Annotated in this window: 14 protein-coding genes and 3 pseudogenes; 9 read left to right on the forward strand and 8 right to left on the reverse strand. The window is 60.8% G+C overall.

Annotated features, from left to right (window positions below; genetic code table 11):
* Positions 1-103: 103 nt before the first annotated feature.
* The 7 genes and pseudogenes from ACLBX8_RS30435 to ACLBX8_RS30465 all read right to left on the reverse strand — a co-directional run.
* A pseudogene (locus ACLBX8_RS30435) lies at positions 104-581 on the reverse strand (IS630 transposase-related protein); the annotation flags it as partial.
* 227 nt (positions 582-808) lie between these two features.
* Entirely contained in the window at positions 809-1,642 is an 834-nt protein-coding gene (locus ACLBX8_RS30440; RefSeq protein ID WP_447716284.1) for a GNAT family N-acetyltransferase, read from the reverse strand.
* 104 nt (positions 1,643-1,746) lie between these two features.
* Positions 1,747-2,412: an acetyltransferase gene (locus ACLBX8_RS30445; RefSeq protein WP_447716285.1), complete on the reverse strand. Its 666-nt coding sequence runs from the start codon at positions 2,410-2,412 to the stop codon at positions 1,747-1,749.
* 3 nt (positions 2,413-2,415) lie between these two features.
* Complete coding sequence (locus tag ACLBX8_RS30450) at positions 2,416-3,249, reverse strand: SAM-dependent methyltransferase (RefSeq protein ID WP_447716286.1); 834 nt, start codon at positions 3,247-3,249, stop codon at positions 2,416-2,418.
* Positions 3,250-3,404: 155 nt separating this feature from the next.
* Complete coding sequence (locus tag ACLBX8_RS30455) at positions 3,405-4,526, reverse strand: DegT/DnrJ/EryC1/StrS family aminotransferase (RefSeq protein ID WP_447716287.1); 1,122 nt, start codon at positions 4,524-4,526, stop codon at positions 3,405-3,407.
* A 12-nt stretch (positions 4,527-4,538) separates the two neighbouring features.
* Complete coding sequence (locus ACLBX8_RS30460) at positions 4,539-4,952, reverse strand: sugar 3,4-ketoisomerase (RefSeq protein ID WP_447716288.1); 414 nt, start codon at positions 4,950-4,952, stop codon at positions 4,539-4,541.
* 179 nt (positions 4,953-5,131) lie between these two features.
* Entirely contained in the window at positions 5,132-6,988 is a 1,857-nt protein-coding gene (locus ACLBX8_RS30465; protein WP_447716289.1) for a glycosyltransferase family 61 protein, read from the reverse strand.
* 229 nt (positions 6,989-7,217) lie between these two features.
* Between ACLBX8_RS30465 and ACLBX8_RS30470 the strand changes: the two genes are divergently transcribed.
* The 8 genes and pseudogenes from ACLBX8_RS30470 to ACLBX8_RS30505 all read left to right on the forward strand — a co-directional run bounded on the left by ACLBX8_RS30470 (position 7,218) and on the right by ACLBX8_RS30505 (position 18,064).
* Entirely contained in the window at positions 7,218-7,979 is a 762-nt protein-coding gene (locus tag ACLBX8_RS30470) for a hypothetical protein (protein ID WP_447716290.1), read from the forward strand.
* Positions 7,976-8,980 (forward strand): NAD-dependent epimerase/dehydratase family protein, encoded by a 1,005-nt coding sequence (locus ACLBX8_RS30475; protein ID WP_447716291.1) that lies wholly within the window; start codon positions 7,976-7,978, stop codon positions 8,978-8,980. The genes ACLBX8_RS30470 and ACLBX8_RS30475 overlap by 4 nt, the downstream gene beginning before the upstream one ends.
* Positions 8,981-9,059: 79 nt before the next feature.
* Positions 9,060-9,695: pseudogene (locus ACLBX8_RS30480) on the forward strand (DedA family protein); the annotation flags it as partial.
* Between the two features lie 606 nt (positions 9,696-10,301).
* Complete coding sequence (locus ACLBX8_RS30485; RefSeq protein WP_447716292.1) at positions 10,302-10,718, forward strand: hypothetical protein; 417 nt, start codon at positions 10,302-10,304, stop codon at positions 10,716-10,718.
* A gap of 196 nt (positions 10,719-10,914) precedes the next feature.
* On the forward strand, positions 10,915-13,320 hold the full coding sequence (locus ACLBX8_RS30490; RefSeq protein WP_447716293.1) for a glycosyltransferase family 2 protein: 2,406 nt from the start codon (positions 10,915-10,917) through the stop codon (positions 13,318-13,320).
* Positions 13,321-13,771: 451 nt separating this feature from the next.
* Positions 13,772-14,950 carry a glycosyltransferase family 61 protein gene (locus ACLBX8_RS30495; protein ID WP_447716294.1) on the forward strand — a complete coding sequence of 393 codons (1,179 nt, stop codon included), beginning with the start codon at positions 13,772-13,774 and terminating at the stop codon, positions 14,948-14,950.
* Positions 14,951-14,965: 15 nt separating this feature from the next.
* Entirely contained in the window at positions 14,966-15,781 is an 816-nt protein-coding gene (locus ACLBX8_RS30500) for a hypothetical protein (protein WP_447716295.1), read from the forward strand.
* 87 nt (positions 15,782-15,868) lie between these two features.
* Positions 15,869-18,064: a glycosyltransferase 61 family protein gene (locus ACLBX8_RS30505; RefSeq protein WP_447716296.1), complete on the forward strand. Its 2,196-nt coding sequence runs from the start codon at positions 15,869-15,871 to the stop codon at positions 18,062-18,064.
* Between the two features lie 119 nt (positions 18,065-18,183).
* Here the strand turns inward: ACLBX8_RS30505 and ACLBX8_RS30510 are convergent.
* A pseudogene (locus ACLBX8_RS30510) lies at positions 18,184-18,387 on the reverse strand (integrase core domain-containing protein); the annotation flags it as partial.
* Positions 18,388-18,512: 125 nt separating this feature from the next.
* On the opposite strand from ACLBX8_RS30510, the gene ACLBX8_RS30515 reads away from it, so the two are divergent.
* Positions 18,513-18,741 (forward strand): hypothetical protein (locus ACLBX8_RS30515; protein ID WP_447716297.1); only part of this gene is annotated, 229 nt, incomplete at its 3' end.

The following is an 18,741-nucleotide window of genomic DNA, read 5'->3' on the forward strand; positions in this document are numbered from 1 at the left end:
CGGCGCTCGACCCCGGCAAGAACCTCGACCCGCATCGCCTTGATCCGATGACTTTAACGCCAGCATTAAGGTCAGACGTCGGGCACGAGGCCCCGTCTCACAAGGCGGCTCTCACCGGAGGCGTACTCTGGTCGAGGAACACGAGCTGGTCCGGGTCGAGATCGAGCTGGCCGTCGAACCAAGACCGGCACGCGGCCTTCACGTCCTCTCGCTCCTGCTCGGCGGCGTGGCCGGTATTTTTTGCGCGTGATGCCGTGGCGCTTGAAGAAGCGGGACAGGCTGCTGACCCCGACCCGCAGACCCTGTTCGGCCAGACGGTCGCGCAACTCGTGCATGAACAGCTCGGGCTGCGCTTCGTAGGTCTGCCGGATCAGGTCGGCCTGCGCCTCGATTGTGTGCGAGCGTTGATCGCCACCCATAGGCTTGGCCTGCCTCCGACCCTCCTGCACGAAGGTCCCGTGCCAGCGCACGGCGCTGGCTGGGCTGACCTCGCAGCGCCGTTCCGCTTCCCGGCGCGAGGCTCCCGCCTCGATCGCAGCCACCACTCGCTCGTGCAGATCAACGGACAGGGCAGACGCCATCGGCTCTCCTCCTCGGAAAGCAGACCATCGAATCACAACCCTGTCCCGGCGAGAACCCCAGATGACTCAACCCGGCCGGGGACTGCTCTAGACAGGCGCTCCCGTGACCTGATTGCCAACAGCGCAGGGCGGGGCCTCCGGCTCGGCTGACCCGCGCGAGCCAGCAGGCCAATCAGCGCCTCCGGGGCGAGAGCCGGCCCAGGCCTCGGATTGGCAGAGCCGCGCGGCTACAGTGCGACTGCGTAGGTGTCGTGCATCACGGCACCGCCGCCGAACTCCTCCTTCTGGGTCAGCAAGCCTTGGTTCAGGACGTGGCCGCCTTCTTCGGTAGAGATTCCGAAATCGAAATACCGCTTCATCGGTTGATAGGTCTTGATTAGGGTACTGAAGAGGAGATCCAATGCACCCACGTCCCGCCCTTGCCGGTTGGACGCGATGTACTGAGCGTGCGCGACGTTCTGGGTCTCAAAAATCACGACGCCAGCCACCGTCGTATTTTCCTGCTCAGCCGTGAAGAGCTTGATGTTCTCCGGAAAGCGCCCCGCCAGCATCTCAATCTCTGGAAGGGTGTGAACCGGCGCGACGCCGTGGCGCTCTTGGAGCGTTTGCGCGAGGATGTCCCAGAACTTTGACCAGCGGTTGTCAGTGCGGATGATCAAGCCGGCCTTCTGCGCCTTGCCGATCCCGCGGCGACGGCGGGACGAAAGTTCGCCGGGCAGCCGGTAGTCAATCGTTGTGGTGACGTCCCTTCGAACTAATTGGGCATCAAAGCGGAACAAACAGTAGAGATCTGCTTCGGCGGGCTGGCGATGATAGATCGATGGGACTGGCTTGTAGACCAGCTTCTTGGCGCCAGTGGTCCTGTAATAATTGAGAAGATTTTCAAACACCATCAGGGTCGATTCGGCCGACATACGGCCAGTGAGGAGGCCACCGAAAGTTAATCCCTGATGGGAGTATACTGTATCGCCGTCGATATTTGCGGGAAGCACTGCTAGCAGGGTATCGTCGCGGGTGATGATTAGCGAAGCGTCCTTGAACCGGTTGGCGTGGTAATCCATGAAGCCGCGATCGAACAGAAAGTGTCCATTCGGCGCCGTGTGATTGTGTGCGTTCCAAGCTGAGGCTTGATCATGGGTGAACCGCTGTATTGTTACAGTCATCGCTAGCGTGCTCGGCAGAAGCGAGTGGCGGCGATCTTGCGCGGCTCCGCCGGATTGCCCTGATAAATCTTGTCCGGTTCCGTGGATTGCGCGATACTTGAGGCCATACTGATGAAGTTGTCAGGGGCGATAGTAACGCCGTGTCCGATAGCAGCGTTGACTCCGAGGAAGCTATAAGCCCCAATCCGGCAAAAACCGGAAATCACAACGTGTGAGCTGACGAAAGCATTGTCCTCGATAACTGAGCGGTGGCCGATGTGATTGCCGCTCCAAAGCGTGACGTTGTTTCCAATCTCAACAAACGGCTGAATGACGTTTTGCTCTAAAATAAAGCAGTTTTCACCAATCGTGACATTGTGCCAAACAAAGGCCTTGGTGCTGACATACGACGTCAGCTTGTAGCCCATGGATTTAACCTGTGCGCAGAGGTCGGCCCGCACTCGGTTTAGTTTTGAATCGCCGATGGCGACGAAGGCGTCGTGCTCCTCTGGAGGGAAGGCTTGCCGCACTTGGTCAAGCGGGATCACCGGCAGATCGTGGTGGTGCGGCTGCGTGATGTAAGCCTCACCGATCGAGAAAGCCTTTACCTCATGGTCGCTGTCATGAGTGAAATATTCATAGGCCATGCTGGCGATTTCGCCGTTGCCGAAGATAACGAGCGGTTTCATCTATCAAGCCTTTATGATGAGAAGATCTTCGCGCCGGTTAGCCATAGGGAGATCCGGCGCCTGAGGCATTACATAGGCATCCGCGCCCGCGGCCTGCGCGCGCTGGATAAGCCCTGTAAGCACGGCATCGTCGATTTTGCCGGGACTCGGCTCGTTGTACCGTACGTCCGGCTCGGTCTCGGTCCCAGTGAATGTCTTATGGAAACGTCGACCTGTCTCACTCGCGAAGAAGCGACGGCGCTTCGAGATGTTCGGGATGTCCCCGATTAAAGCACGGCCTCCATCGGCAAGAAGCTCGACGACGCTGTCGAGGAAGGTGAAGGGGTTGCCCTCCACATACACGTAGTGGAAGACGCTGTAGCAGAGGACAATATCGGCTCGGCCGAGGGTATCCCGGATCGAATTTTGGATTGCCGGGAAAGCGCCGGGGATTTTCACAGTCACGTCGTCGACATCGGGCAGCTGTGCGAGCATCTCTGCGCTGTCGACGAGGAACAAGCGATGATTCCGCTTTCGGCATAGGTCGATCAGCAGATGCGGCAGCCCGGCACATCCGGGGCCGATATCCACTATTGTGGCGTTTGTTTCGTTCAATGCTGGAAGCTTGGCGGTAATATCACGAAGGATCGCCTCTTCGAAACCTTTGCGGTATGTCTCTGGGAAGCCGATCCGCTCGTTGGCGGTGAGGTGCGGATTCTGAGCAAGAGCGCGAAACCCCTCGAACGTTAGGTCGACCTTGGCCAGATCGACGTCGCGCTCGATCCGGAGCCGCTCCAAGGGGCCTGATCGGCTCTCGGAAGGATCGTCGCCGGCAGCATTCAAGGAAGACGATGACACGGCAGTCTCCTTCTGCGTTTAAGATTGGCGCGCGGAGCCTGTGAAGTTCCGGCCTATCCGCACTTTGGTCGCCCCGATATGACCGGCGCGTCGGTCTATCCATGGATTTCAGGACCGCTATCGGAGCCGGGCCCGACGTTCCTTCGCGCTGAACCTCACGCCGGATCGCGGCGGTAATCCGGGTTAGCGGCCGCTTGGCAAGCTAGCACTACGTGTTGAATTTCGTCGTTATGAAGATGGGGCCCGATTGGTAAACTCAGGATCTCTCGACCGAGCGCGCGGCCCAGGTAGCTTTCCCCGGAGATCGGTGTCTCCGCATAGGCTTCGGCGTCTGCCGGCGCGATCGGGTAGTGGATTTGGTTGCCGACGCCCGCGTGGTCAAGCGCCGCCGCCAACTTATCACGGTTCGAGTATCGGACGACGAACAGATGCCAAACGGGATCCGTGCGCGGATCCACCTGCGGTCGGATGAGATCCGTCTGGGCGAGGCCAGCTAGATATGCGGCCGCGACCAAGCGGCGACGGTCGTTCCAGCTATCGAGATGGCGAAGCTTGATGCGCAGGAGTGCGGCCTGCAACTCGTCGAGTCGCGAATTCACACCCTGCTGTCGATGCACATACTTTTCGCGCGAGCCGTAATTGGCAAGTTCGCGGATTCGGCGCGCGACCGTGTTGTCGGATGTGGTCACGGCGCCGCCATCGCCCAGAGCTCCTAGGTTCTTGCCAGGATAGAAGCTGAACGCGGCGGCGTCGCCGAGGCTGCCTGTTCGCCGCCCGGCGAAGGTGGCGCCGTGAGCCTGCGCGGCATCTTCAATGCAGACTAGACTGTGTCGGTGCGCTAAGGCGCGGAATGCCTCCATGTCGGCTGGCTGACCGTAAAGGTGGACCGGAATGATGGCCTTCGTCCGGCTGGTCACGGCCCGCTCCGCTCCGGCCGGGTCCATGTTGTATGTCGAGGGATTGGGATCGACGGAGACCGGTTTAGCGCCGACTTGGCTCACTGCCAGCCATGTCGCAATAAATGTGTTCGACGGTACGAGAACCTCATCGCCGGGGCCGATTCTATAAGCCCGCAGAATGAGTATCAGGGCATCAAGTCCATTGGCGACGCCGATTGCGTGTTCGGCTCCGCAATAGGCGGCAAACTCCGATTCAAAGGCTTCGACCTCCTCACCCAGGACGTATCGGGATCGGTCGAGGACTTGATGCCATGCGGCGTCGAGTTCGGCGCGGATAGTGTCGTGTGTTCGACTGAGATCGAGAAACGGAACCTTCATTGCGGACCTCCTCTATCGGTGTCCCACAGCGTGCATAAACGTGTCATAGTCCCTGAAATAATCGCTCTCCTCGTAATATTGTGAGGCGAGGGAAAGACACACTGCTCCACCTGAAAACTCGTCGATATCTCGCCACACCATTCGTGGGACATAGAGGCCGATGTTGGGGCGGTTGAGGAGAAAAGTCTGGCGGCTACGGCCGTCATCCAAGTGAACTTTGAAGCTGCCGGAGATCGCGATAAGGACCTGCTGCAGTTCCTTGTGGCTGTGCCCTGCGCGCACGGCGCCGTGCGAGACATCGTAGATGAAATAGATGCGCCTGATAGCGAAAGGCACGTCCTTCTCGGCCTCGACAGGGGTTAGAGCTCCTCTGTGATCGAGGATGTGCCGAAATTCTATCAGGTGTGGCTGAGTCATTGCTTCCATACCGAAATCCCAGCTCCCTGAGGTCGGATTGTGAATGCAGGGGGGCTTCAACCGCGATCGACGGCCGTTCCCATTCTGTCGCAGTCCGACATCGCGAAGCCCTGTAAGCGCAAGTTAGCCGATCCGCAATGGCCGCGTTCTACCTGAGTGAGATTTATGAGAAAAAGGCAACCACAGGTTTATCTTCCGTTGGCTCGTCGAGCAATCGGCAACACACCGAGTAACCGTCTGATGATTGATCGTGCAGCTTGCGGCTGCAGGGACGTTAGGGCCAGCGTTGGTAGCTGCAGATGCTCTAGAGCCGTGACCACTAAGCTCGGTGTGACGTGGTAGCTGGCGTGGAAGGCATGTCCGTCCTCGCTTGTCGTTTGGCCGCGCAGGAACGTGATTTGCGCGCCTCCAGCCTCGATGAAACTCGTATAGCCCCGGAAGTTGAAGCTCAGATTGGCGTGTATCAGGCCGAGAATCCGGCAATCCGGGCGGCAGAACAGCCCGTTGGTGAGCGCCGAACTCGACGAGCCGACGATGATGTCGGCGGCGTGGAAAGCGTCGACCTGTTCGAGGAACGTCATCGTCTCCGGGGTGATGACCTCGAAGCCGTGCGGCCGGAGCGCCTCGGCGATCTCGACCTCGTTGACGAGCTGGCGCTGCGCGAAGGCCTTGCGCGAGATGAACAGCCGGCGGCCGGTGCGGCCGCTCAGGGCCCCGCGCGCGCGGGCGCTGTCGAGGATGCGGGTGCGCAGATCCGCCAGGATGTCGGAGGGCCAGATCGTGTCGTATACCGGCTGTCCCGGCCGCATCTCGAACGGGAAGAAGGCGGGCACCGGCGCGAGGCCGAGCCGGCCGAACGCCACCGGCCGGGGCGGCAGCTTGATGATCGGGCGGTCGCGCGTGTCGAGGAGCCGGACCACCTCCTCGTGGGTCGCCGGCATGTGGTCGTCGATGCAGAGCGGGATGCCGTCCGGGCAGCGCGGGTCGTTGTAGGCGAGCATGCGCGGGACGAACTCGCAGAACCAGTGGCCGTAATTCCGGCTCTGGAGCCCGAACATCGACAGGCCGGCCTCGATCGACAGGCTGTCCTCCGGAACCTCGACGAGGGCCCGCCTTTCCCCGAAGGCCGCCATCACGATCTGGTCCGGGTTGACCCCGTCCTGGAGCAACACGTCCCGCCGCCGGGGATGGGCAGCGAGGTCGTAGATCAGGTGGCCGTCCTTCACCACGAGGTTGCTGCGCGGGAAGGCGTGGCAGCCGTCGACGAACGCGAGGTACTGGCTCGGCGCCTCCAGATCCCCCGGCTCGGAGGTGAGGGGCGGCGGCGGCTCGGTGAACTTGAGATGCGGTGCCTGGATCGGCCGTGGCGGCCGCAGCTCGGCGTAGTCGATGCCCGGCCGGCCGGCCAGCGACGCGGCGGTGACCATGTCGTAGCAGGCCAGGGGGCCGGCGCCGATCAGCCGGCGGGTCGTCTCGTGCAGCGCGACGGCCGCGTCGAGTTCCCCGGCCGCGATCAGCGCGTCGAGCTGCAGCCTGCGCAGGTTCTTGATCTTCTTGGCGAGCGGATCCCCGTCCCGCGAGACGAGGCCGGGCGCGCCGCCGTTGAGATCCAGGGCGAGGCGGTAGCACTGGACGCTCGCCTCGGCCTCGCCGCGCAGCTCCAGCAGCCAGGCCCGGTCGATCAGGTCCTCCATGACCCGGGGCCGCAGCCGGTTCGCGTCCGCGGCGCGCAGCCGCGCGACGACCGGATCCGCCTTGGCGAAACGTCCGCGGGCGCAGAGGTCGCGCAGGCGCGACTCCGCGGCGGCCAGGGTCCAGCGGCCGCCGTCGCGGCCCGCCAGGGTGGCCGCGAGGTCGTAGGCCTGCGCCGCGAGGTCGGGCGCGCCGCCGCCGTCCAGCCGGAACGCCAGGGCGTCGAGATGGCGGATCATCGTGCTGGGGCTGGTCCCCGCCGCCCCCGGGTCGGCCGCGAGCGCGCCGAGCCGCGCGATCAGATCGGCCTGGCCGCCGCGATGATCTCTGATCAGGTCCAGGAAGTGTGACATATTCCGCGCGCTCGACCGGCCCGTTCCCGGCCTCGACGTGGTGCCAACCTCGGACGGCCGCCGGCAGGGCGGGGCCGCGCATCGGGCGTCGTGGCAGGAGCCCACCCTTAGCGTCTCGCCGCGGAACTGGTAAATCCCCGTCCCGAACCGATCGGCCGGGGCTTCAGGCGCCGGCCGGCGGCGGCGGCGGCGGGCCGGCGCGCGGGCGGGAGAGAGGGACAGCCTTCGGATGCCGGATTCGGGGAGCCACGAGATCGACGGTGATCGGATCGCGTCGGTCCGGACGCTAGCGGCCGGCCGGCAGGCGGGGCGCGACGGGGCGCTGTGCGCCATGGAGGCGGTCGCCCATCTCGCCGGCGAGCCGCTCTCGGACCGGCCGGCCTGCGCGTCGCCCGTGATCGCCGCCTTCATCCGCACCTGGAGCGATGGCCTGCCCCAGGAGGAGCGGGACGGACTCATCCTCCCGTTCCTCCCCCGCCTCGTCGGGACGCGCGGTCCGGAACCCGTCGAGCGACGCCGGGCCGGGATGGTGGCCGACTGGCTCGTCCGCGTCCACCTGCCGGCGTGGTTCCACCTCGCCAAGCTGAACGTCGAGGCCGACGCGCTGGCCGGCCTGCCCGAGATCCGCGATCCCGGCGACCTCGCCGGGCTGTGCGAGGACCTCCGGCGCGCCCGCAAGCGGGCGGCGGTCGCCAATCTCACCCTGCGCCAGACCGGCCCCTACGTGCGGGCGGCGGCCTGGGACGCCGCCCAGCGGGCGGCCTGGACGGCGATCCGCGACGACTTGGAAGCGGCCGGCGGTCCGATCCTCGCCGCCGCCTGGGACACCGCCTACGCGGCGGCCTACGCGGCGGCCCGCGCCTCAGGAAAGGCGTCCCTGGAGCCGACCCGGCGCGCGCTGCAGGACACAGCCCGGACGCTGCTCGAGCGCCTGATCGTGGTGGGGGAGGCCGGGTCCGAAGGGGCCCACCCCGCCGATCCGCGGCCATGAGCGGCGACGCCGCCCACGAACCTCCAGCAGGGTTCGTGGGCGCCCGCTGCCTCGTGCTGGGCGGCGGCGGGTTCCTCGGGCTGAACCTGTGCAACCGCCTCGCGGCGGCGGGCGCCGAGGTCACGTGCTTCAGCCGCAGCCACCCGCAGGCCGAGGTCCTGGACCGGCGCGTCGCCCGGGTGTCCGGCCAGTTCTCCGACCGCCTCGCCCTCGCCAACGCGGTGGAGCGCCAGGACGTCGTCTTCCACCTGATCGCTGGTTCGATCCCCGAGAGTTCCAACCGCGACCCGTCGGCGGAGCTCTCGGCGGCGCCGATCGCCACGCTGCACCTCCTGGAGATCTGCCGTTCGGCCCGGATCGGGAAGCTCGTGTTCGCGTCCTCCGGGGGCGCGATCTACGGGATCCCGGCCGCCATCCCGATCCCCGAGCAAGCGCCGACCGACCCGATCTCGGCGTACGGCATCAGCAAGCTGATGATCGAGAAGTCGCTCCTCCTGTACCGGCATCTGCACGGGATCGACTACCAGATCCTGCGGATCGCCAACCCGTACGGCCGCTTCCAGCTCGGGACCAAGCACCAGGGCCTGATCGGCAGCTACATCCACCGCGTCCTCACCGACCAGCCGCTGGAGGTCTGGGGGACCGGCGCGGTGGTGCGCGATTTCCTGCACATCGACGACGTGAGCGACGCCTTCCTGGGGGCCGTCGCCTATCGGGGGCCGCACAAGGTCCTGAACGTCGGCAGCGGCCGGGGCCTGAGCGTCAACGAGGTCATCGCCGAGCTGAAGGCGGCCTTCGGGCGGGACCACCTCCCCTGCGTGCACCGGCCGAGCCGCGCCGCCGACGTGCCGGCCAACGTGCTCGACACCGCGCTGATCCGGGCTGAGCTCGGCTGGCAGCCCCGCGTCCCCCTGCAGGCGGGGCTCACCGGGACCATCGCGTGGATGCGCGCCCATCTGGCCCGGTCGCGGGCGGCGGGCGTGCCCTCCGGCGCCGGCTGACCGGCCGGATGGTCACGCCGCCCCGGAGCGGCCACGTTTGTCGGCGACAGCGCGCGGTATCGATCCGCGAGGAGACCCCATGTCCTTCCTGCACGATCTGCCGATCGCTGACCTGATCGCGCATTACGGCTACCTGGCGATCTTCGTCATCATCACCCTGGAGAGCGCCGGACTGCCCCTACCCGGCGAGACGGTGTTGCTGACCTCGGCGGCCTACGCGGGCAGCACCGGTAACATCAACATCGCCGTCGTCGTGGCGATCGCCGCGACCGCCGCCATCCTGGGCGACAATGCCGGCTACTGGGTCGGCCGCCGCTGGGGCCTGCCCCTGCTCCTGCGCAAGGGCCACCTGATCGGGCTCGACCACGGCCGGCTCAAGCTCGGCCAGTACCTGTTCCGCCGGCATGGCGGGAAGATCGTGTTCTTCGGCCGCTTCACCGCGATGCTCCGGGCCTACGCGGCGGTCCTGGCCGGCGTGAACAAGCTCGACGCCCGCCGCTTCATGGCCTTCAACGCCCTCGGCGGCGTTGCCTGGGCCTCGATCATGGGGTTCGGTGCCTACCTGTGCGGCCGCTCGATCGAGAACGTGATGGGTCCCGTCGGCCTCGGGCTGCTGGCCTTCGTCCTGCTGGGCGCCGTCGCCCTGTGGCTGTTCATGCGCCGGCACGAGGCGCGCCTGATGGTCGCCGCCGAGGCCGAGATCCCGGGCCCGCTCGGCGGAGGGCTCGGCGAGGCGCGGGCCGAGCCTGCCCCGGGGTCTGTCCCCGCGCACGGCGGCGTGGACCCGAACAGCCGGGTCCAGGCGGATTTTCAGAATCAGATCGCGGCGCTCCTGGCGGAGCGAGAGCGCGCGGCGCCGCAGCCCACTGCACGCGCGGCCGCTCGGACCCGGCGGGCGCCCTGGCCCCTGTGGTTCAAGATCCCCGTGCTGCTCGTCGCCGCCGGCGCCGGCATGGCGGTGATCTCCTGGCACGACGGCGTCACCGGCGGCTTCTACGGACGTCTGATCGGGCATGTCGGGATCCTCGGCATCGCCCTGATCGTCGTCGTCCCCGCCCTCCTCCTGCTGGTGGTCGGCCGTCGGCTCCCGGGTCTGGAGGACGAGGCCGACGCGGAGTCGGAGGAGGCCGTCGGGCTGGCGGTGTGACCACCGCGCCGGGCTGACCTCGCGCTCGGGGTGTAGGGTTGACCGGTCCCTGTGCCGATCGTACAGCCGGCCTCGACCCGACAGGGGCGCCCCGTCGCGCCGGCCTTCGGCCGGTCCCGCCGGCGGCCGCGTGCCCGAGACCCGTCGGGCCCCGCGACTGAGACGGAGCCGACCTTGGGCGAGGACGTAGAGGCGCTGCGGGCGGAGCTCGCCGAGACCCAGGCGCGGCTCAAGGAAACGCAGGGTGAGCTGGCCCGGCTGGTGCGCCTCGCCGAGGCGGATCTCCAGCGCCGGCGTCCCGGCGAGCAGTCGAGCGTCGTCGCCTCGTCGGTGCGCCGCCCCGCCGCCAAGGAGGTCGCGGCCCGGATCGCCCGCTTCGCCCATCTCTATCGGGAAGCAGCCGAGGCCACCCCGGATCGCGCCCCGGTCGTGCCCGAGCAGACGATGCTCGCGTGGCTCGAGACATCCGGCCTGTTCGACCGCCAGTTCTATCTCGCCTGCAACGACGACGTCGCCAGTGCGGGGGCCGATCCGATGATGCACTACTACAACCACGGGTCGGAGGAGGCGCGCCTGCCCTCAACGCTGTGAGGCCGCTCGACGGCGCGGGCGCGCGGCGGGATGACCGATATCGAAAGTCTTCACCCGCTCCGTAATCGATCAAGACAAGTATAAAGTCAAAAGAACGGCCGATAGACTTCGCGATCGTCTCTGTCGGCCGCGTTGACCCTCCCCGTCCCGTGATCTAGGGAGCGGCCGGACGGGGCGCGTGCGAGGGATCAGACCGATGCAGGACGATGCAGGCGCGAGCGCGCCGGGCTCGATCACGGCTCCGCCCGCGCTCGAGCCGTGGCAGGACGATTTCGCCACGATCTACGCCAGCGGCCTGTTCGACCATATCGGCTACGCGACGCGCTATCCCGATGTCGGCCTGACCGACCTGTCGCCCCTGGAGCACTACGTGAAGTACGGCGCCCGGCTCGGGCGCCGCCCCCGCGCCGACTTCACCGCGCCGCCGGACGAGACCTTCGACGGCAGCTTCGTCAATCCCTTCGCGGCCTGGATCCGGGCGCGCGCCGAGATCCAGCCCGCGCCGGCCTGGAACCGGCCGGTCGTCTCGGTCCTCTGCATCAGCTACAATCAGGCGGCCTTCATCCGCCAGACGCTGGAGAGCATCCTCGGCCAGGCCACGGACTTCCCCTTCGAGCTGCTGGTCGGCGACGACCGCTCCACGGACGGGACCGCCGAGATCATCGCCGAGTACGCCGCGCGCCACCCCAACCTCGTGGCCGTCCTGCGCAGCGAGAATCTCGGGCCGAACCGGAACTTCGCCGACCTCACGGCGCGCGCCCGCGGCGCGTTCGTGGCGATCTGCGAGGGCGACGACTACTGGACCGACCCGCGCAAGCTGCAGCGGCAGGTCGACTTCCTGCGGGCGCGCCCGGAATTCACCCTCTGCTTCCACCGGGTGCGCGTCGTCTACGAGGACATGCCGGGGGTCGACGAGCTCTACCCGAAGCAGTGCAGCCCGCAGCCGTCGCTGTCCGACCTCGTGGCGCACAACTTCATCCAGACCAACAGCGTGCTCTACCGCTGGCGCTACCACGGCGAGGAGGCGTTCGTGTTCGACGAGGGCATCGCCCCCGGCGACTGGTATGTCCACTTGATGCACGCCGAGGTCGGACGCGTCGGCTTCCTGCCGGAGGTGATGGCGGTCTACCGCAAGCACGCCGCCGGGATGTGGGCGACCTACGCCACCGAGCTCGCCCGCCACAAGAAGCTCGGCAACTCCGAGATCGCGTTCTTCCGCAAGTTGCGCGGCCATTTCGGCGGCCGCTATGCGGCGGGCTACGAGGCCGCGCAGAAGTCGATCTTCCGGCGGCTGGCCGAGGCCTATCTCGACGAGGAGGACGTGCCGAGCCTCGGGCGCCTGATCGAGGCCAACCCCGACATCGCCCGGGACGCTTTGCGCGACATGGGCCTCGACGCGCCGGATGATCTCTCCGGCGACCCCGACGCCCTGCGCGCGTGGCTGCTGGAGCAGCTGACCGTCAGCGTCATTGTCACGGCCTACAACCACGCCGCCGATATCGGCCGCTGCCTCGACGCGGTGCTGGGCCAGCGCGGGCTGTTCCGGCTGCAGGTCGTGATCGGCGACGACAAGTCCACCGACGGGACGCCCGAGATCGTCGAGCGCTACCGGGCGCGCGATCCGGAGCGGATCGCGGTGCGGCCCCGGCCGCAGAACCTCGGCATGCTGAGCAACATGCAGGATTGCCTCGCCGCCTGTACGGGCCGGTACGTCGCCTTCTGCGAGGCGGACGATTACTGGCTGTCCGACCGCAAGATCGCCATGCAAATGCGGATGCTGCGCAACGACCGCAAGCTAGACATGTGCTTCAACTGGGTGCTGCTCCACTACCCGGCGACCGGCTCCTACGTGCCCCACGACGAGCAGGGCCGCTATCCGACCGGTACGATCAGCTTCCCGGTCCTGGCCAACTCGCCGCTCACCGCGAACTTCTCGTGCTGCTTCTACCGCGCCGAGGCACTGCGCCGAGTGCCGGAGGCCTATTACGCGAACGCCTCGGCGGCCGACTGGCTGATGAACCTCTACGTTGCCGACAAGGGTCGGATCGCGTTCCTGCGGGAGCTGCTCTCGGTCTACACGGTCCAAGAGAAGGGGCAGTGGTCGGGCCTGCCGGAGGACATCAAGAACGCCCGGATCGCGCAGTACCAGAAGGAGTTCGCCGCCATCTTCGGCGAGGGGCGCGGCTTCGAGAAGTACGAGGTCGGCTGCACGGTGGCCGAACTCGACGGTGAGCTGCCGGATTCCTTCGCCCGTGCGAACCTGGAGTCTCCACAGGACCGGGTCTGGGCCGAGATCCAAGACGGGCAGGTGGTGCTGGCCGGCTGGGTCGTCTCGGCGAGCCGCGGCAAGGCGACGCTGATCGTCGAGGCCGACGGCGAGGTCCAGCGCATCCCGGTGGACGTCCATCGGCCGGACGTGATCGCGGCGGTGCTGGGCGACATGCCAACCACGATGGAGGAGGCGCGCTGCGGCTTCCGCTTCACCATACCTTACGCACTTCATCTAGAGGTGCTGCTCTCGATCGAGGTCGAGCACCAGACCATGCCCTGGCTCTCTACAATCTTTACCCATCGGGTCAAAGCAACAAAAATATTTGGCTAATCACCTAAATGGCAGCAAGAGTTTATAGAATGCATGACTATTCTCAAAAATTGTCGCTGACATTTAACATTGACCAGTCGCCTTTTTAGCACATCTTGGAGCATCAAGATGCTTAAACTTTAGGCATAAAAAAATAGGATAGGGCTATATGTCGACTGAGCAAGCGGTTCGACTCATTTTACGTTTGATAAAGCGCCGAGTAATACAGCACTCTTCAGTCAAGATCCGCCTTTTCCCTCAAAGATAGGATCATATATCTGTTTGTCGCAGGAATAAAATGCAATAAAACGGCAGCTAGCGCATATTGTCTGAATGCCAATGTTGATGTACTGTTACATAAGTTCTTGCAGCTAGAATGCCCGTCCATTCGACCGCAATGGCTTGCGTGTTGATTAAGACAACCTATAATCGCCACACCTGCAAATATTTTTTCGACTGGGGAGAGCATAAGATGAATAAACAAGAATTCAAACAAAAACCGATAAGAGAAGTCGAACCACTCTTCGGATCGTATAAAGAATTGGAGAATCGGCCCGACTTGCGCATAGAGCCGTGCTTCTATTTTGGATTGTGCAGTTTAAAGACTCGTAGAATACGTGAGATACCTCCTGCCTGGATAGCAACTCTACGTAACGCCAGGGTTCACCAGCCAAATTTCGCGGTCACCTCCGGAGAATTTCTGTGGCAGTTTGATAAAGAGACCAAGCTCCCATATTTCTCAGCCGGATATAGCGACGCGTTCGATCTGAACAAAAATGGCACATTGTCAATTCGAAATTTGAACAAATCGGTAAAAAAGATCGAAAGAGCAATTCTTCTCGGCGGAAGAGTAAGTTATTCGTATTTCCATCAAGCATTTGAGTATATTACTAAGCTCGAAATTTTGGATCGATTCCCTGAGTTTGCGGATTGGCCGTTACTTGCAGACGCTCGCCTAGATAGTCAAGCCCGTGATATGCTTCGCGCAGCCGCCGGAGGATCCCGGGAAATAATTTGGAGTGAAGCAGGCTTGGATAATATTGTGACAGAATTGGTTGCTATTGCAAGCCCTACCTATCTGCCCGACGATCCCGCACTTGATCTTGATGCTGCGGCTATTGACTCAAAGGCAGTCGAATGGCTCAGCAGAAAATTCCGCGACGGTGAAAATGCTAGCTGTGATGCCTCTTTGATTTGGATCACACGCCGGAATTACGCGACACAGGCGAGAAGTAGCGGATATTACGTGAGAGACATTTATAACAGTATCGAGATTGAGGATTTTTTTAATAGTATTGGCGGGCACATATGTTCGCCCGAGAGTTTAACTTTTGACCAGCAGAGAACTGCTTTCGCTGGAGCAGATATTGTCTGCATGGCGGCCGGTTCAGCCGTTACAAATCTAATTTTTTGCCGACCCGGCACAAAAATAATGATAATTTCACAGAATAATCATGTCAATCCTGGACTACTCATTGGAATAGCGCAGGCTTGTCAACTGGAATTATGTTGGGTTTTCGGATTAGGAGTGCCTTCGGATCGCCCGCCGGCACACTGGTCCTATATCGTGGATCCGTTAAATGTCCAACGCGGCATTGATTATTTGACCGGCAAAAACATTTGCCCAGACGGGTCGATCGCTTTTAGCTAAAGGCTTTGTGTACGAATGTCGAAAAACAGACCGGATATACAAGGTGAAGTAACGTCGGTTCACGACAACGTCGTTGAAGGCTGGGCCTGGGTTCCAGACAGCAATAACATGCGGCTGGTAATAGATATTGTCGACGATGACAAAAACGTCCTTGTTAGGACAACTGCGGCAAGATTTGATAAAGCATTGTTAGGCCGCGGTATCGGGGACGGATTTCATGGTTTCAAAGCCTCTGTTCCTGCTGCGGTTTTTCGCCAAGATTATATGAATGTAATGGCTATTCCGCAGCTTGACTCAGAAAAGACTGTTGGTGCGTCGTTCCGGATAAAACGTCCCGCAGTCCTGCCAGACGATGTCTTGCGGATCATCTCTGATCCTGACGTTCGGGAGCGTTTGGTTGTACCTGACCTTTGGCTGAGAACTAATGGGCAGTATTACGAATCTGGTCTGTCCGCCATGTCACCCTACAGAGTGATTGATTTTTCTGGCGAAGTATGTGGCGAAGGTTGGATTACCACCCCAAGAGGCAGCATGATCAATGAAACAGGCTGTGCCACAATCCGGTTATCGAGACTTCCAGTAAAAAAATCCCGTCTAAATATTAAAGTAATCGGTGATCGCGACTCGATAGATAAGATGAAAATTCAACTCGATGAGCAATCAATCAGTTCATCTTTTGAGGGTTCTCATTTATTCGGGGCATATCACGTTGTTGCGCCACTCCCGGCTGCACAAACGATTGTGACCCCAGTTACACTGAGTATATTTGCAGAGCGCACAATATTGTTCTTAAACATGGCGGTGGCCAGTATCGACTACACTCAGAATTGAATATATATATATATCAACTGAGGCGCAAGCTTCTTCGTTTATCGGTCAGACCCGTCCATAGAATTCAAAAATAAGGCGCAAATCTTCATGTCAGCCATAACTACCAATGACGTGGCCAGCAGCGGCGACTCTAAAATTGTTAATGACATTGATGATTTGATTGCAGCGGGTGTTAGATTCGCCGCAGCTGGCAAGTTGCAAGATGCAGTTATGTATTTCAGGATGGCCACTGAACTGCGCCCGGTGGATTTTCATATAGCTCAAAACTTATCTTCTGTATTAGTTAGATCTGCTAGATACGGGGAAGCGTATGAAAGTCTCGCATATATAGGCACGAAGCCGGATGCTTTGCCGGAAGAATTATTATATTTCGCGCGTTTCTGTGTCTTGCTTGGTGCGACGGAAGTTGCGACGGCAGTCCTTCAGAGATACATTGCCCTACGGCCCTCCGAGTTGCCACCTTATATATTACTTGCGGATGCTTTACGCCAGAGAGGCCGTGAACAGTATGCTGATCTTGTGATTGCAGAGGCTTCTCGCATTGCAGAGAAACAGCAGTTGGAAGGAGAAATTCCAGGATTTGAAACCTTACGTCATTCTTCTGGCGGTCGCAAATATTCGAGGGCGGCAGTCGAGTTGTATGTCGACAACATTTCGGCCGCGTCACGATATGAGGAGTCCCGAATTAAGGAAATTGCTAAGCGGTTAATTGATGGACAACTATTCTACGCCGTTCAAAGATTGTGTGAGAATATTCGGTCTGCAACAGTTGGCCAAAGTAACTCCGCTGCTACCATTTCCCAAATCATGATTGAGAGTATTTCTGCCCAAATCACCTCGATAAAGCAGCTGGAATATGAAGTGGAAAATTATGGCCATATTGATGTCAGGCAGATACCGTTATCTAAAACACCTGATATTGATTTTCTTTGGCAGTCTACCGATTTACTGATATCCCAGTCGGATTCGTTTCAGCGGCTGCAAATGTCTGCGGCCCTCTCTGAAGAGCAACATTTTGCCATCTGCAGGCGTTTGTTATTAGTGGGCGGGCTAGTCGAGTTGGCGGAAATCGCAGCTAAATTTGATGCAACTTTGTTATATTCCTCCGATCGTATAAAACGTCTTCGGGCATTTGCAGAATATGCTCTCGGCAATATTATCCCAGCCAAGATAATATTGTCATGCGCAGCAGATAGTGAATCGTATATTTTCGGGGGGTACAAGAGTGTTTTCGAAGTCGCCGTCGATAGTAAACAAATGTTTGAAGATCGTGCCTTCGAGGAAGTATCACCCGTTTCCCTTTGGTTTGAAGGGACCGAATTGGCAATGGGACGTAAGAAAATTCTTGGCAATCCATCGGTTCATGTTTTGGACAATGTCCATCTGTTGAATGATCACGGAACGCTTTTGGCTGAACGCCGCTTTATCGTCAGGGAAACTATTAATTGTGATCCGGGGAGATATATATATGGATGGCCGAATGTTGTATACTCCGCCGATGAAAAGGCCATGCTATATTGTCCTTTAGCTACGACACGAATTGAATATCCGGTTGTGCTTGCAGCCCACTCCCGTGATCAAGGCAGCTTCGCGCATTGGACACTTGACGTATTACCGCGCATTATATTTGCCGCATTGGAGGATGAATACTTAGATTTGCCGATTGTTGTTACCCGGTCGCTGACAGCCTGGCAAGTTGAGTTTCTTGAGATATGTCAGATAGATTTATCTAGAATTGTTGTGGTTGATCATCAGTTCCCTGTTGAATTCTGTCGACTTATCGTTCCAATCACTACGGATGGTCTTTACCCCTTCGCGCAATCGATCAAGTTCTTGAGGAGCAGGATCGAAAAGTGCTGGCAACTATCGACTGATAAGCCGCGGCGTCGTCTCTATGTCACGCGTCAAGCAAATTTTAGGGCTGTACTGAATGATGCAGATATTTCAGAATATCTTATATCAAATGGATTTGAGACAGTCGTTACAAACGGCATGACCGTTGCTCAACAGATTCGTCTTTTTAGTGAGGCTGAAATTGTAGTTGCCGTTGGCGGCGCGGCCGTTACCAATGTTCTATTTATGCAGCCAGGTACTCATGTCGTAGTAATCGGCCCGTCTACAAATTATGGCGACTACTTTGCTCACCTGGCTGATAGTCTAGGTATATCTTATGCTGCAGCGGTAGGCAGCCCCTTACCAGATCTTGATAATTCTTATGTCGGCTGGAATTTTTTCGTGTCGATTTCAGACATCGAGCTCGCATTGGGGCGATCCTTTGAATAATTTGTGTATCCTATAGGCGAACTAGGTGTGGTTCAGGTCAGATCGGCGCCCACATGGTGGTCCGAGTTCGAAGTTGTTGCAGTGTTGGCCTGCAGTTGACCCGGTTTGTGGTCCACGACCTATGCAATTTCTCGGGCTGTGACAGCTTTCTTGGCGAAGGCTCGGGGCGTCAAGCCGCCCAAGGCCGTATGGGGTCGATCTTCGTTGTAGTGGCACCTCCAGTCCTCAATGCGTTCATGGGCATCAGCTCGCGATAGGAACCTCGAAGCGTTCAAGCACTCTGCCCGTAGGCGGCCGTTGAACGACTCGATGTAGGCGTTATCTGGCATAATGCCGACCGGTGCCGCCGTTCGGAGCTAAGAGGACTTGGCATCGTGATTTCTATGTCTGGCAAGGGAAATTGCGTATACGATGTTTTGAGCCGACGTTTCGCTGGCCGGCGTAGAGGATGCTGCTGACGGTTCCTCGATTAGATCGTTTTGTGTCTATGGTCGAGCATATGGTCGAGCCGCCGCGGACCGTTCGGCGGCTTGAGGTCATCATCAACGCGGTAATTACCCAGGCCTGTGATGGCAGGGTTCAGGCACCGATGGTTTTAAGGACGGTGCTGAAGGGGCTGCTGCCTGCGATTCGGGCGGTGTCGACGACGGTGCGGATGGCGGCCTCGCCCTCAGCCG

The sequence above is a fragment of the Methylobacterium sp. D48H genome, assembly GCF_053345715.1.

Excerpts from the sequence above, each read along its gene's own strand:
- ACLBX8_RS30440 (WP_447716284.1), bottom strand. The coding sequence starts at position 1,642 with ATGGATTACCACGCCAACCGGTTCAAGGACGCTTCGCTAATCATCACC.
- ACLBX8_RS30445 (WP_447716285.1), bottom strand. The coding sequence starts at position 2,412 with ATGAAACCGCTCGTTATCTTCGGCAACGGCGAAATCGCCAGCATGGCC.
- ACLBX8_RS30455 (WP_447716287.1), bottom strand. The coding sequence starts at position 4,526 with ATGAAGGTTCCGTTTCTCGATCTCAGTCGAACACACGACACTATCCGC.
- ACLBX8_RS30460 (WP_447716288.1), bottom strand. The coding sequence starts at position 4,952 with ATGGAAGCAATGACTCAGCCACACCTGATAGAATTTCGGCACATCCTC.
- ACLBX8_RS30465 (WP_447716289.1), bottom strand. The coding sequence starts at position 6,988 with ATGTCACACTTCCTGGACCTGATCAGAGATCATCGCGGCGGCCAGGCC.
- ACLBX8_RS30470 (WP_447716290.1), top strand. The coding sequence starts at position 7,218 with ATGCCGGATTCGGGGAGCCACGAGATCGACGGTGATCGGATCGCGTCG.
- ACLBX8_RS30475 (WP_447716291.1), top strand. The coding sequence starts at position 7,976 with ATGAGCGGCGACGCCGCCCACGAACCTCCAGCAGGGTTCGTGGGCGCC.
- ACLBX8_RS30490 (WP_447716293.1), top strand. The coding sequence starts at position 10,915 with ATGCAGGACGATGCAGGCGCGAGCGCGCCGGGCTCGATCACGGCTCCG.
- ACLBX8_RS30495 (WP_447716294.1), top strand. The coding sequence starts at position 13,772 with ATGAATAAACAAGAATTCAAACAAAAACCGATAAGAGAAGTCGAACCA.
- ACLBX8_RS30500 (WP_447716295.1), top strand. The coding sequence starts at position 14,966 with ATGTCGAAAAACAGACCGGATATACAAGGTGAAGTAACGTCGGTTCAC.
- ACLBX8_RS30505 (WP_447716296.1), top strand. The coding sequence starts at position 15,869 with ATGTCAGCCATAACTACCAATGACGTGGCCAGCAGCGGCGACTCTAAA.